General features: G+C 50.5%; 11 protein-coding genes. 1 reads left to right on the top strand and 10 read right to left on the bottom strand.

Annotated features, from left to right (window positions below; translation table 11 throughout):
• Positions 1–16: 16 nt before the first annotated feature.
• The 4 genes from csaB to fabZ all read right to left on the bottom strand — a co-directional run bounded on the left by csaB (position 17) and on the right by fabZ (position 5,698).
• On the bottom strand, positions 17–1,216 hold the full coding sequence (csaB, locus tag ASF12_RS16915; protein WP_056036864.1) for a polysaccharide pyruvyl transferase CsaB: 1,200 nt from the start codon (positions 1,214–1,216) through the stop codon (positions 17–19).
• Positions 1,180–3,330, bottom strand: coding sequence for a DUF5693 family protein (locus ASF12_RS16910; RefSeq protein WP_056036861.1), 2,151 nt, complete (start codon positions 3,328–3,330; stop codon positions 1,180–1,182). Before ASF12_RS16910 ends, csaB begins: the two co-directional genes overlap by 37 nt.
• Before the next feature lie 87 nt (positions 3,331–3,417).
• A complete protein-coding gene (locus tag ASF12_RS16905; RefSeq protein WP_056036858.1) occupies positions 3,418–5,127 on the bottom strand; it encodes a phospho-sugar mutase in 1,710 nt (569 codons plus the stop codon).
• Between the two features lie 139 nt (positions 5,128–5,266).
• On the bottom strand, positions 5,267–5,698 hold the full coding sequence (gene fabZ / locus ASF12_RS16900) for a 3-hydroxyacyl-ACP dehydratase FabZ (protein ID WP_056036855.1): 432 nt from the start codon (positions 5,696–5,698) through the stop codon (positions 5,267–5,269).
• A 439-nt stretch (positions 5,699–6,137) separates the two neighbouring features.
• On the opposite strand from fabZ, the gene ASF12_RS16890 reads away from it, so the two are divergent.
• Positions 6,138–8,339, top strand: a complete 2,202-nt coding sequence (locus ASF12_RS16890) for an Ig-like domain-containing protein (protein ID WP_155973211.1) — start codon at positions 6,138–6,140, stop codon at positions 8,337–8,339.
• Positions 8,340–8,500: 161 nt separating this feature from the next.
• Here ASF12_RS16890 and ASF12_RS33780 read toward each other — a convergent pair whose 3' ends face one another.
• The 6 genes from ASF12_RS33780 to ASF12_RS16860 all read right to left on the bottom strand — a co-directional run bounded on the left by ASF12_RS33780 (position 8,501) and on the right by ASF12_RS16860 (position 13,109).
• Positions 8,501–8,806, bottom strand: a complete 306-nt coding sequence (locus ASF12_RS33780; RefSeq protein ID WP_056036847.1) for a DNA-directed RNA polymerase subunit beta — start codon at positions 8,804–8,806, stop codon at positions 8,501–8,503.
• Between the two features lie 17 nt (positions 8,807–8,823).
• Complete coding sequence (locus ASF12_RS16880; RefSeq protein ID WP_056036844.1) at positions 8,824–9,669, bottom strand: flagellar hook-basal body protein; 846 nt, start codon at positions 9,667–9,669, stop codon at positions 8,824–8,826.
• Between the two features lie 36 nt (positions 9,670–9,705).
• A complete protein-coding gene (locus ASF12_RS16875) occupies positions 9,706–10,575 on the bottom strand; it encodes a flagellar hook-basal body protein (protein WP_056036841.1) in 870 nt (289 codons plus the stop codon).
• 196 nt (positions 10,576–10,771) lie between these two features.
• On the bottom strand, positions 10,772–11,773 hold the full coding sequence (locus tag ASF12_RS16870) for a rod shape-determining protein (protein ID WP_056036837.1): 1,002 nt from the start codon (positions 11,771–11,773) through the stop codon (positions 10,772–10,774).
• Positions 11,774–11,906: 133 nt separating this feature from the next.
• Positions 11,907–12,194, bottom strand: a complete 288-nt coding sequence (gene spoIIID / locus ASF12_RS16865) for a sporulation transcriptional regulator SpoIIID (RefSeq protein WP_046231346.1) — start codon at positions 12,192–12,194, stop codon at positions 11,907–11,909.
• A 171-nt stretch (positions 12,195–12,365) separates the two neighbouring features.
• Positions 12,366–13,109, bottom strand: coding sequence for a M23 family metallopeptidase (locus ASF12_RS16860; protein WP_056036834.1), 744 nt, complete (start codon positions 13,107–13,109; stop codon positions 12,366–12,368).
• Between the last annotated feature and the right edge of the window lie 48 nt (positions 13,110–13,157).

Below are 13,157 nucleotides of genomic sequence, written 5' to 3'. Positions count from 1 at the left end.
GTTCGACAAACGAATATCACCTCGATATGGGATGGAGCAGCAGTTTTATAATTTGCTCAGCAGGCTGCTGCGCTTGTTGCTTCAACTTTGATATAGCATCCTGATGCGATCTGCGCCAGCTATCGCCGTTCTCCAGCATCCGCTCCGCCTCATCGGCAAAAGCTTCTGCATCAAGCAGCTCTGTTGAGCCAATTGGCTGCAGATGGATCCGTTTCAGAAATTGATCGATTTTCGGATCATAGGATAAGCCAAGCATGGGCACCATCTGGTTTGCTGCATAAATTAACGCATGCAGCCGCATTCCGAACAAAATATCGCAATGGCTCACTTCAAGCAGCATTTGCTGCGGGTCGTCGCCCGGCGACGCCAGCTCAGCGATGCTTCCGCTGGCGAGCTGCCCTTGCAGCCGTTCCATGACCTGCTTCGATGTTTCCACATCATCCGGGGTATGGAACGGGAGAAAGCGCAGCCGCACCTGGCGGCGGCGCGTCAGCGCGATTAGCGCATCGGCGGCGCGCGCAAGATCCGCGCCGTCTTCGCGCCAGCGGCGCAGGGACACGCCGACGACCGGCATAGCTTCGCTGCCGGCCTGCGCGGTCCCCGCACCGCCAGGCGCGGCCGCCGCGGTTGCTTCGCCGCCTGGCGCCCCGGCCGCCGCTGCGCCTAGCGGCAGCGGCAAGCCCATCACCGGATCGGGTACAACCTCGATCCGGTCATGCGGCACGCCCATCCGCCCCAGCAAAGCGGCGGATTGATCGTCCCGCACTGAAACATAAGCGCTCCGCCGCATAACGTGGCGGATCATCGGGTCCATCCACCGGCGGTTCACCGGCCCGATGCCCTGCGAATAAATGAATGTCGGCTTGCCCAGCAATTGGGCAAGCTTCACGATTCCGGTATAATACGGAATCGTCTTCGTGCCTGTGGCATCCTGCAGCAGGCTTCCGCCGCCGCTGATCAGCCCATCGCAGCTGCACAGCGCGCCCCACACGTCCGCGGGGCGCATCCGATGTACGGCCTCTACGCCGTACATCGCCTTCGTCCAAGCCGGGTCGGCCGACAGCACGACCGGCTGCAGCTCCAGCCCATGCGCCTTGCTCTGCTCGGCAAGCGCCAGCAAAATAGAACGCAGCACAGCCTCGTCGCCGCTATTCTGAAAGCCGTAGTAGCCAGAAATCGCTATTCGGCGAATATGCGTTTGAGGGCCGGCGACCATTTAGACCAGACTCCTTCCAGCAGCTGCCACACTCCGATGAGTATAAATCCGACTGCCGCACCAAGACCAAGGCCAAGGAATACGCGGATGATGGAAATATGCAGCGGCGTATGAATGTGCGCAAATGTGTCGACCATCGAAAGCTGGCCAATGGAGCCAATAATTACGAACAGCCAAGCTGCGCGGTAACGCAGCGCGGCGAACAATCCCACTAGCAGCAGCGGATGCGCCAGCAAAAACTCTTTATTTCTCGGACGGACGCCAAACGTGCCTTCCAGCCATTCGCGGAAAGGACGCTCAAATGGCAGCGTCTGCCCCTCATTACCTGTACGTGATAAATAATACATACCCGCAGCTACCACAATTAAACCAACGACAACCATGAGCACGTTAATCGGTGTTGACAGCATTTTGCGAATGCGGGCAATTGGAGCATGTCCTGTGTAAAACACAACGTAGATCGCAACAAGCGCAATCGGCGCGAGATGCAGCAGGCTAACTCCACGGAATTGTTGAAGCACAAGCATATACGTTATATTGTTCAGCAGACCGAACACATAAGGCACTGCAATAAGCGACATAAGCGCTACTACAATAAACCAGCTAATAGCAAGTCCCAGACGGCGGCGTGCCGGCAAGCCTTCAAATACCCACTTGCTTCCCGCGTCACCAGAGCTGCTCAGCGGAATAACGACGCCTTGTCCTTTTTCTTTGCTGCGGAAAGTCCAATCCGCTCCACCAACAAAACGCTGGTTCCCTTCCGTCCTGCTATAAATCCGGTTCATAACCCAGATTAGCGCAAGCGTTGGCGCACTAATGCCCGCCCCAAGCGCAAGAGCCTGCTCTAACACGGAGCTGCTCAGCACATACAAGCCGGCACTTCCGGCAATACCGAGCAGGAATACCGCAATAAGCGTACCTGGCAGAAAAGCATTAATTAACAGCGCAATCAAGGCGATAGCGCCAATGACGACGATTCCTTTCAGCATTTTAACCCATGAAGGATATTCCCGATCAAAGGGCTCCGCTGTACCCGGAGCAAATCCGGCATCAGCCAAACGCTGAATCGTGCCTTTGTTTCCATCCTCCCCTTTAAGGGACAGGTAGAGATTGTCCAGCGGATTAATAACCGCCGATTTCTCCTGGCTCGATGCAGGCGCACCATTCAGGAAAAACATCCGAATGTTGCGATCCTTTGCTGCAAGCAGGAAGCGGTCAGCAATATCTTCCGGCTTCATTCTCATCGCGTCCGTAGGGGACAACGAATAAAGACGTACAATATTATAGTCTGTCAGGTAGGCGAGTGTCGTCATGCCTGATTGCTCTTTTTTCAAATTCTCGATGGTCGTTACACCGATTTGATATTTGTTAAGCAGCTCGGCAAATGCGCGCAAGCTCTTCTCCTCGGCGTTGTCGGTGTAGCCTTTTACTTTATCGCCGTCGAACAAAATCCGTGTAACGCCATAATTCTTCAACTGAGCAAGAGTCGCCTCTGCTTCCTCCTGTGAATACGGAAGAACCCGGTCGGTCAAACGAGGCAAAACACGGAAGCCTGCTGCTTTGATCCTTTCGAGTGACATCGGATCAAAGCCAAGCGGTTGAAGCAGCGAATTTTGCAGCGGCAGCTCTACCACAAGGCCATCGCGGCCATCGAAGGACCAGTCCCGATAGACGATGCCCGCCCGGTCAAATGCTGCGCGAACAATCGGTCCAATCTGCTCCTTCTCAGCACTGCCGGAATACAAAATATAAGTGAAATTTTGACCTGGCGTCTCCAGCTTGCCTTGGAGCAAAGCCGCCTCCTTGGAGTTGTAGTAGGTCAATCTGCCTGCCTGCATCAGCTCGCGAAGCGAGCTTTCATAGACAGCCATGGTCGAAATGCCGGATTCTTTCATAAAAATAAGATGCTGCGATATAAAATCCTGCGGCTTTGCCGAATATTCCGCAATTTCGATCAAGTCGCGATAATCAAACACATATTCCACTTGCTTAGACGTCGACTCCGTATTCATACGGTTATAACCAATAGGAAGTGCCGCCATCACGCCAATGAGCGTAATGATCCAGAGCCACTGCTTAGCTCTGCGATTCCATTGCAGCCAGTTTTGAAGCACGAAAATCCTCCGTTCATCGATCCTTGTCATTCCGCTTCCTACTGCTCTATTGCCGAGCGGTTGCCCACGGTTAAAGCCAAATATTCCTTATCCGTCTACTCTTGCCATAACCGTCTGACGCAAAGCATTCAGCGCTTCTTCAGCTTGCGCAGTCGATTCGCCGCGAACCGCAAAATAAACTTTAATCTTCGGCTCGGTACCCGATGGACGAAGACAGAACCATGAGCCATCAGCAAGCATATATTTCAGCACGTTTTCCGGGCGGAGACCGTCCAATCCGAGCTTGTAATCGAGCACTTGCTCTACCTTCACGCCATTAATATCAACGGGCGGCTGATTGCGCCAGCTATCCATAATGCCAGCAATTTTCTGTACGCCGTCAAGACCCTTCAGCGTCCGAGACTCCAAACCTTCCAAATAAACGCCATGCTTCTCATACAGCTCCAGCAATACATCATATAGTGTTTTACCTAAGCTTCTATAATATGCTGCTGCTTCACAAATCAGCAAAGCCGCTACAATAGCGTCCTTATCCCGTGCGTAAGTTCCAGTCAAATACCCGTAGCTTTCTTCATAGCCAAAAAGGAACGAGCGCTCGCCCGTTTTCTCATAGCCTGTCATTTTCTCGCCGATATATTTAAAGCCAGTGAGCGTATTCTCAACAGCTACACCGTAAGAGCGGGCAATATCCGCACCCATCTCGCTCGTAACAATCGTTTTGATAACAACGCCGTTATCCGGCAATTGTCCGCGCTCCGTGAGCTGGCTGAGCACATAATTCACCATCAAGGCGCCCGATTGGTTGCCGGTCAGCACGACATATTCGCCGTTATTGTTTTTCACAACAGCGCCCATCCGGTCTGCATCCGGATCTGTTCCGATAATAATATCGGCATTGACCTGCTGCGCCAGCTTGATCGCAAGCGTAAACGCCTCGCGTTCTTCCGGGTTAGGAGATTTGACCGTGCTAAAGTAGCCATCCGGCTGCTCCTGCTCCGCGACAATATGTACATTGCTAAATCCGACTTTCGCAAGCACCTCGCGAACCGGCAAATTGCCTGTTCCATGAAGAGGGGTGAATACAACGCTGAACTGCTCGCCAACACCGCTGCGAAGAAGCTCCACATTCAAGCTTTGCGCGACCACCGTATTAATGTAGGATTCATCGGCATCCTCGCCCAGCCAGACGAGCAGGCCTTGCGCCTCTGCTTCTTCACGGCTCAGACGCTTCACCTGATCAAAACCCGTCACCTGCTGAATGGAAGCGATAACCTGCTCCGCATCCTCAGGAATGAGCTGGCAGCCGTCAGCCCCATACGCCTTATAGCCATTATATTCAGGCGGATTATGGCTTGCCGTAATCACAATACCGCTGGAAGCTTTAAGCGAGCGTACAGCATACGACAGCTGTGGCGTTGCGCGCAGCGATTGGAACAAATAAGTTTTCACGCCGTTTGCCGCCAGCACAAGCGCTGAATCCAGCGCAAATTCCGGTGAATAGTTGCGGGAGTCGTGAGCAATAACCATTGAAGGCGCATCGCCCGAAGCTTGTCCCAGCAGCCAGTTCGCCAGCCCTTGCGTCGCTTTGCCGACGGTATACGTATTAAGACGGTTCGTGCCCGCGCCCATAACGCCGCGCAGTCCGCCTGTACCGAATTCCAGATCGCGATAGAAACGGTCTGTAATCTCCTTCTCATCGCCCGTGATGCCGCGAAGCTCCTCTTTGGTCGCTTCATCAATCAATGGATCATTTAACCAAGCATTGTAACGCTGCATTGCCACTTCATTTTGACTCATACGGATCTCTCCCTTATATATAAATGAAACTAGCGTAAACGGCTGTCACCGCCCTATGGCGGCAAAGCTACCGTTTCGCGTGTGAAATATAAGCCGTTTGATAAAGATCAAACTTATAAATTCTTATATTTTAATAAATTTAAGACGGATCGGACAGGGCAAACATAAGCTCGCCTTCAGCAACAACTTGATCTCCCACTTTTGCAGTAGCTTGTCCTTTGCCGATGCTGCCTTTCAATCTGGTAATGACGACTTCCAGCGTAAGCGTATCGCCAGGCTTCACCTGACCGCGGAACCGAACGCCATCAATGCCTGCAAAAAAGCCTAATTTGCCTTTGTTGGCCTCCAGCATAAGCATCGCTACAGTGCCGACCTGCGCCAGTGCCTCAACGATAAGCACGCCAGGCATAACAGGATAAGCCGGAAAATGTCCTACAAAATAAGGTTCGTTCATCGTTACATTTTTCAGGCCAACCGCTCTGACACCCGGCTCTACCTCCAAAATACGGTCAATGAGCAAAAAAGGCGGGCGATGAGGGATAATTTCCTGAATTTGATTAATATCGAGCATGAATTAAGCTCCTTCCTTGTTGTCGAGGGTATAAAAAATGCAATTTTTACTGAAACTATAGATATCCTTCATGAAGCTGCAGTTTGTGAAGGTTGAGATAGAGGGCTTGGCTGTGCGGACCCGAAGCGTCTGCGGCCAAGCTTCTTTCATTTTACCGCGAATCCCTATGGACTCCCTGGTGGCACGCAAGTGCAGAATGGCAAGCATTCTACCCCTTGGCGGGCGCGGCATTAAGGCTCCAAACCATTATACAACTACCGTATCAAAAATAAAACTGCCATAGCCCTCGTATGGCTAAACTTGGGACTTGCAGGTACAATTGCGGCGGCAAATGATTTTTTTCAAACAAAATACGACATCTTTATTCATTTCCTCTATATGTAAACCGTTATATAGAATAGAGAGTTCTTTTATTCTATAGACGAAGGGATAGGATGTAGTGAATTTAAGTGTAAACGGGAACAAGTCGCTCAGGGAAATCAGGAGATGGCTCGCCGCCGTTCTATCTGTCATGCTCATCGCTACCACATTCAGCAGCATCGCGAGTGCTGCAGACGAAACAGTAACAGGCATTGAACTAAGCTATGATTCTTGGGATTACAATACCAGCACATCATCACTGGAAGTATTTATTGATGACGATGCCGTTATCGTCTCCTTGCTGGCTGCCACTTCAAGCTCTTCCACCAAGAAGGACGTTAGCGCCTCCGCTACTTGGAAATCGTCCAACACCTCCTACGTCAAAGTGGACAAGGGCGTCCTGACGGCTGTAGGCAAAGGAACGGCTACGATTAGCGCTACTTACGGCGGATACACGCAAAATATTAAAGTTACATCCGATTACGTATATGATTCTGTACAAATTTTGAAAAATGGCAGCAACGCCGCAGAAAGCTATGATGTAAGTCTTGGCGCAGAGCAAGTATTTACGCTAAGCGGGATTAAGAGCGGCGCCTCCAATGAAAACATTACTACCAATGCAACCTGGACATCCTCCAGCTCTTCCGTCGCGACAGTTGATGATGGTACAGTCACGCTGGTAGGCGTAGGAACAACAACCATTACAGCCAAATATAAAGGAAAGTCCGACACTGTAAAGCTCGTCGTCACTTCCCCTTATAAATCATTGGCTTTGTCGCCAAAGACGCTGCTTGAAATCGATATGGGCGACGATGACCAGACGATTCAAGCAATAGCTACAACGACGAGCGGCTCGACAGAAACGGTAACGGCAAAGGCTACTTGGACAACTAGCAGCGCTGCTGTTGCAACCGTCGAGGATGGAGTTGTAACTCCAGTTGCGACTGGCCAAACTAAGATTACCGCAACTTATTTAGGAGTAAGCTCGACCATTGATGTTGTCGTTCGTACGCCATACCAATCGATCAAGCTGTCGCCAGCCAAAGAATATCAAATGATGCTGAACAGCCCTGGCTTGCAAATTACGGCTGAAGTTCAGGAGCTTTCCGGCAATGATGAGAACGTTACTACGCAAGCGGAATGGACATCCTCCAACCTATTGGTCGCTACAGTAACGAATGGACTTGTAACGCCGAAAGCGGTTGGAACAACTAAAATTACAGCTTCTATCAAAGGCATCAGCCGGAGCATTGACATTACGGTTTTCCCTAGCGTCACCGAGCTGACAATCGATAAAGAGTCTATCGATACATTCCCGGAAAAAAGCGAGACGCTGCCTAAAGTGAGCGGCAATACTTTCGGCGGAGATACAGCTGACGTTTCCAAAATTGTGAAATGGACGGTAGCCGACGAAAAAATTGCTACTATTAAAGATGGCAAATGGACAGCAGATGCTGTAGGCAAAACGGTCGTAACAGCCGAGCTTAATGGCCTGAAAGCGACATTTGAGCTCAATGTACACCTTACACCTGTGAAGCTCGTCCCAAGCACCAAAGAACTTAGCGTAGTAATCGGCAAGGATTTGGCGCTGCCTACGATTACGGTTGTAAATCAAGATGGATCGGAAGAGGATGTTTCCTCCAAAGCAACGTGGAAAGCATCATCGGATAATGCAATTGTCGTTAATGGCAAAGTAAAGGGGCTTGAAGCCTCCAAAGTGACATTAACAGCAACCTATTTAAATAAAACAACTACCGTCAAAGCTTACGTTGAAGAAGAGATCGAGAAGCTGGTAGCAGAACCATCCAGCCTTGAGCTCTACCCAGGCAAAAGCAAGTCGGTTAAAGTAACAGGCTACTATGTGAGCGGCAAGAAAGTGGTTCTGAGCTCCAAAATGAACTGGACCGTTTCTTCCAGCACCTTAGCAACGGTTAATGGCAGCACCGTCAAAGCACTGGCTGTAGGCAGCGGCAAGCTGACTGGCTCTTATCAAGGAAAAACGCTGGAAATTCCGATTACGGTTTCACCTAAGCTTAAATCGCTAACCCTTTCGGATAAATCGCTTAAGCTTAGCCCAGGCGCTTCTTATTCGCTGAAGCTGCAAGCCAATTATACGACAGGCAATCCAGTAGACGTAACAACGAGCGCAGCTTGGGTAACAAACAAAGCGAGCGTAGCTACTGTATCCAATGGCAAAATTATCGCTCTGAGCAAAGGTTCCGCTACCATTAAAGCTACCTTTGACGGCAAAACGGTATCGATGCGTGTAACTGTTAAATAAGCCTATGATTATTATGAAAAAGAACACCTTCCGCTTGTATTTTAAACAAACGGATCGGTGTTCTTTTTTTATCTGCTTATACCTCTCCCGCAGACGAAGCAAAAAAAGCGGCATCCGCAATAAGCTGCGAATACCGCCTTTAACCAATCGTACGGTGCGAACTACGAATCCGAAAATACAAGATCATAGACATGCTGCCAAGTTGACCACTCAAACACATCATCTCCCGATTGCTTGCCCAGCACCGTATAACCGATATAGAGGCCCGCAATCAGCATAATGACCATGATGCAAGGCACAATGCTGCGGCGCAAAATCCATAATATGATTCTCAGTACCAGGGGCCGCTTCTTCTTCTCTGGAGCGGAGCCTTGCCCCTTCCTGCGCGAGCTGCTGCGGGTCTGTTCTGCTTGTTCATCTTCCAGCCTGTCATCCGCAAAGTCAGCTCGTTCATTCGTCGTACTCATAACCACCATCACCCTATCTATCTGCGCAAGCCGTTCGCCAACCCCATCATCGAATCGCTTGATGTTAATGCCCTAGCTACCAGTTGGTAAGCACGTTGTACATTAATCAGCTCAGTCATCTCGCTGCTCATATCCACATTGGATTGCTCAAGAGAGCCTTGGCGCAGCGCGATCGCATTATCCGCGTCAGGAGTAACCTCTTGGATTACATCACCCACGTTCAGCCCTTCAGCTACGGCAAACAAATTGTCATCCAGCTGAGTAAGAGCAGAAGGTCGGGTTGCTTGCATCAATTTAATTGTGCCTAAATTAATGGTTGTACCGTCAGCAGCAACACCTTGCGCACTGCCATCAGCGCCAATAACCAGCTTATAGCCATCTGGAACAGTTACTGGCTGCTCAACTACTACATTTCCTGGCTGGGTTACCATTGTCGAAACAATAGGATAGCCTTCAGCCGTTGCCAAAATGTTATCACCGTTTGCATTAACCGTCAACTGAAACGCACCGTTACGCGTATATGCACGGTCGCCATTAGCGTTCACAATGACCTCGAACAACGCATTTCCTTCAATAGCAAAGTCCGTGTCCTTACCTGTCGTTGCGATCGTTCCTTGCTCCAGATTCGGCTTAATCATCGTCAGCTGGGAGCCCCAGCCTTGGTTAAAATCAAGCGGCGTCATACGGCCCGGCTGTTTAAAATCATTTGGCTGCTTGCTGACATTCGTCAACAAATCCTCAAAGGTTGCTTCCTTCCGCTTATAGCCTACTGTATTCACGTTGGCGATATTATCAGCGATCATATCAAGCTTCTGCTGGAGTCCACCCATCGAGACTACCGCATTAATCATTGAGCCGTTCATCGTCTGCCTCCTTCACGTTCCGTTGCTGACTTCGTCTTAAACGCGGCCTACTTCCGTTACAGCCTTCTCCAGACTTTGATCATAAAATTGTACAACCTTCTGGTTGGCTTCATAAGCGCGAAGCGCCGCCATTAAATCAACGGAGGATTGTGCCGCATCTACGTTGGAACGCTCCACATAGCCTTGTTGCACCTCCACCTGATCCGTTTCCTGAAGCGCTACGGCTTGCGCGGCGTCTCCATTAAAACGGAACTGGCCGTCTCCGGCGCGTACGAGTTGGTTCGGCTCGTTTATTCGCGTCACCAGAAGCGGCTGTACGCCACTATCCACACCGGTTTGCGTATTAACAAAACGCAAATCCTTCGTCAGCGACAGCTGCTCAAGCCCAATGCCTGCTGCGAATTGAATAGGATTCCCATCAGCTCCCAGCACATTGGCGCCGTCTCCGTTAACGAGAAAACCGTCCGCTGTCAGCGTAAAGGAGCCGCCCCGCGTATAGCGAAGATCCCCTTGCGCATCCTGCAGCGTAAAGAATGCTTGCGGCTGGAACGTCACCGTACCGTCATCAGCGACGTATTTGCCGGACTCGTCAAACGCCGCACCCTCCACCGCAATGTTGGACACGAGTGCGAAGTCAGTAGGCTTGTCCGTCTGGGACAAGTCCCCTTGAACATGCAGCGACAAGCTCTCCTCTGCAAATACCCCCATGCCGAGACGACCGATGGACTTGCTTGACTCGCCCTGTACCCCTGTCATGGAAAGCAGCGTATCCGGGAACGAACGCGTGACCGCATTCGTCTGCTTATAGCCCGGTGTATTTATATTTGAAATATTATTCGTTACGGTATCATGTCTGCGCTGCTGGGCCGTCAAGCCTGCAGCTGCTGTGTAAAGCCCTCTAAGCATTGCAATTGCCTCCTCGAAGATCGTATAAGGCTGTTCCCTCTCGCTGTATATGCCACTATTTATATATCGGTTATAGGCATGACTTCAGTTATAGCTTCCTATGCGACCTTTGACTCAATTTAACGCCTCGGCGCGTCCCCTTTTAAACGCCCTACCCGCGCAAACGGTTATGCAAGCGCTGCTTCTGCCTAACTTCTTAGAAGCGAGGCTTCTTGCCAAGCTTGTCCAAGTTATCAAGCAGAATGCCGGTACCTTTAACGACGCAATGCATCGGATCTTCCGCAATCAGCACCGGAACCTTGAGTTCTTCCGCAAGCAGCGTATCCAGGCCATTCAGCAATGCACCGCCACCGGTCAAAATAACGCCCCTGTCAATAATATCTGCCGACAGCTCAGGCGGCGTTTTTTCCAGTACGGACTTCGCCGTAGCCACGATTGACATGACCGAATCCCAAAGCGCTTCTTGAATCTCTTCCGAATGAATCGTCATGGTCAGCGGCAAGCCCGTTACCATATCGCGTCCACGGATATCCATTTCCGAGCGTTGTCCGTCCTCGTAAACTTTACCGATTTTGATCTTGATATCCTCGCTTGTCCGCTCGCCGATCAGCAGCTTGTACTTATCTTTAATATACTTCATGATCGCAGCATCGAATTTGTCTCCTGCGATTTTAATAGAAGAGGCGGTCACGACGTCGCCCATGGACAGGACCGCTACATCCGTCGTGCCTCCGCCAATATCTACAACCATGTTGCCGCTAGGCTGGAAGATGTCCATTCCAGCCCCAATAGCGGCAGCTTTAGCTTCCTCTTCCAAAAATACTTCCTTGGCTCCGCTGCGTTCCGCTGCTTCACGAATCGCCTTCTGCTCAACGGATGTAATATTCGTTGGCGCGCAAATCAAGATGCGCGGACGGCTCAGCCATTTACGCCCTTCTACCCGATCAATAAACGCTTTCAGCATAATTTCCGTTATTTCGAAGTCAGCAATAACTCCATCCCTTAACGGGCGGATTGCAATAATGTTTCCTGGCGTACGGCCGACCATCCGGTGAGCTTCCTCACCAACGGCAAGCACCTTCTTCGTGTCGCTCTCAATCGCGACGACAGACGGCTCATCGAGCACAACGCCTCTCCCTTTTACATGAATAGATACGTTAGCCGTTCCCAAATCAATTCCAATGTCCTTGCTTAGCATAAGGCGTAAGTCCTCCAACGAATAGTGTAAACGCTACGGTCAATTAGTTCCCACGACGTAGAAACCCCTAACGTACATTATTCGCCAAAAAACTATAAAATCCTCTACCCGTTTGTAATAATTTGCGAATAAATTATGTTTTCCCGGCTGCCAGAACTTCCCTCTTCTTCGTGCTCGTTTTCTTATATTTGATTTTCGTTGCTTCTCCCCCGCGCAGATGGCGGATTGACTTGTGATACTCCAAAATGTGCTTCACCTGATCCGCCAGGTCGGGGTTAATTTCCGGCAGCCGTTCGGTTAAATCCTTATGGACCGTACTCTTAGATACGCCGAACTCCTTGGCGATCGTTCGTACCGTGTGCTTCGTCTCCACGATGCAACGGCCTATTTTAATGGTTCGCTCTTTGATGTAATCGTGCACGTTCCCGCCTCCCTACTCGAGATAGTTTGGTACATTATATGAGGGGCGCGGGTATATATTCTTTATGGCCAAGCCTGACAAGCCAGTTTGTCATAAAATTTTCATAAAAATACAAAACAGGCAGGGGATATTCCCCTGCCTGCAAGGCCTGAAGACCTATTTTGCCAGCGTTTATTGCGCGCCGACTACGGTGCTTGGATTGACGGCTTTTCCGTTTTCACGCACTTCAAAGTGCAGATGGACGCCCAAATCCTTTTCCTGCTCGTTGCGAGCCGCTTTGGCAATAATCGTTCCCTGCTTCACTTCATCGCCTACCGCCACGTTCACGTCGCTAAGGCTTTGGTAAGTGGTCACAAGACCGTCGCCATGGTTGATTTCGATAATGCTGCCATTCGTCGGATGATTGAGCACGAGGCTCACTTTGCCCGACATAGCGGCTACCACATCAAACGGCTGGTCATTCGGGTCTACAAGATCGATACCCATGTGCGGCGAGAAAGTATTTCCCATCTGCACCATAGCTGCCTGCCGCTCATCGCTGCTGGCGTTAGCATCATAGAAAGGTGTCTCGATTTGCAGCGCGTCCTTGTTCACAACCGGCCATTGCAATTGCTCGCCTTCGCGAATGACTTCATCAACTGCGCCCTCCGGTTGTGTTACCGTACCCTCGCCTACTGTGGCTTCCGTTTGGTCCGGATGTTCTGAGGCTGTCGTTTGCTTGCTGTCATCCGCTCCCTGGTAGACCCACATTAAGGTTACGATAATTGCTGCCGCGGCCATAAATATTGCTGGCGATACCCATTTGCGTGCCAGCAGCCTTTTAAATCCATTGCCTGAACCCGCGGCAGATGATGCTCCCAGTCCATTTTTGGGAGTTTCCTCTGAGCCTTGCTTTGGTTTGTTTTGATTGTTCATTTCTATCACCTCACTAGCCATTGTTGCCAGATTCGCTAGGTTTATACG

Origin of the sequence: Paenibacillus sp. Leaf72 (assembly GCF_001422685.1) — a bacterium.
Taxonomy (GTDB): Bacteria; Bacillota; Bacilli; order Paenibacillales; family Paenibacillaceae; genus Pristimantibacillus.
This window is presented reverse-complemented; position numbering and strand designations above follow the sequence as displayed.

What these genes read in the sequence shown, in the direction of transcription:
- csaB (WP_056036864.1), bottom strand. Translation starts at nt 1,216, where the DNA reads ATGGTCGCCGGCCCTCAAACGCATATTCGCCGAATAGCGATTTCTGGC.
- ASF12_RS16905 (WP_056036858.1), bottom strand. Translation starts at nt 5,127, where the DNA reads ATGAGTCAAAATGAAGTGGCAATGCAGCGTTACAATGCTTGGTTAAAT.
- fabZ (WP_056036855.1), bottom strand. Translation starts at nt 5,698, where the DNA reads ATGCTCGATATTAATCAAATTCAGGAAATTATCCCTCATCGCCCGCCT.
- ASF12_RS33780 (WP_056036847.1), bottom strand. Translation starts at nt 8,806, where the DNA reads ATGAGTACGACGAATGAACGAGCTGACTTTGCGGATGACAGGCTGGAA.
- ASF12_RS16880 (WP_056036844.1), bottom strand. Translation starts at nt 9,669, where the DNA reads ATGAACGGCTCAATGATTAATGCGGTAGTCTCGATGGGTGGACTCCAG.
- ASF12_RS16875 (WP_056036841.1), bottom strand. Translation starts at nt 10,575, where the DNA reads ATGCTTAGAGGGCTTTACACAGCAGCTGCAGGCTTGACGGCCCAGCAG.
- ASF12_RS16870 (WP_056036837.1), bottom strand. Translation starts at nt 11,773, where the DNA reads ATGCTAAGCAAGGACATTGGAATTGATTTGGGAACGGCTAACGTATCT.
- ASF12_RS16860 (WP_056036834.1), bottom strand. Translation starts at nt 13,109, where the DNA reads ATGAACAATCAAAACAAACCAAAGCAAGGCTCAGAGGAAACTCCCAAA.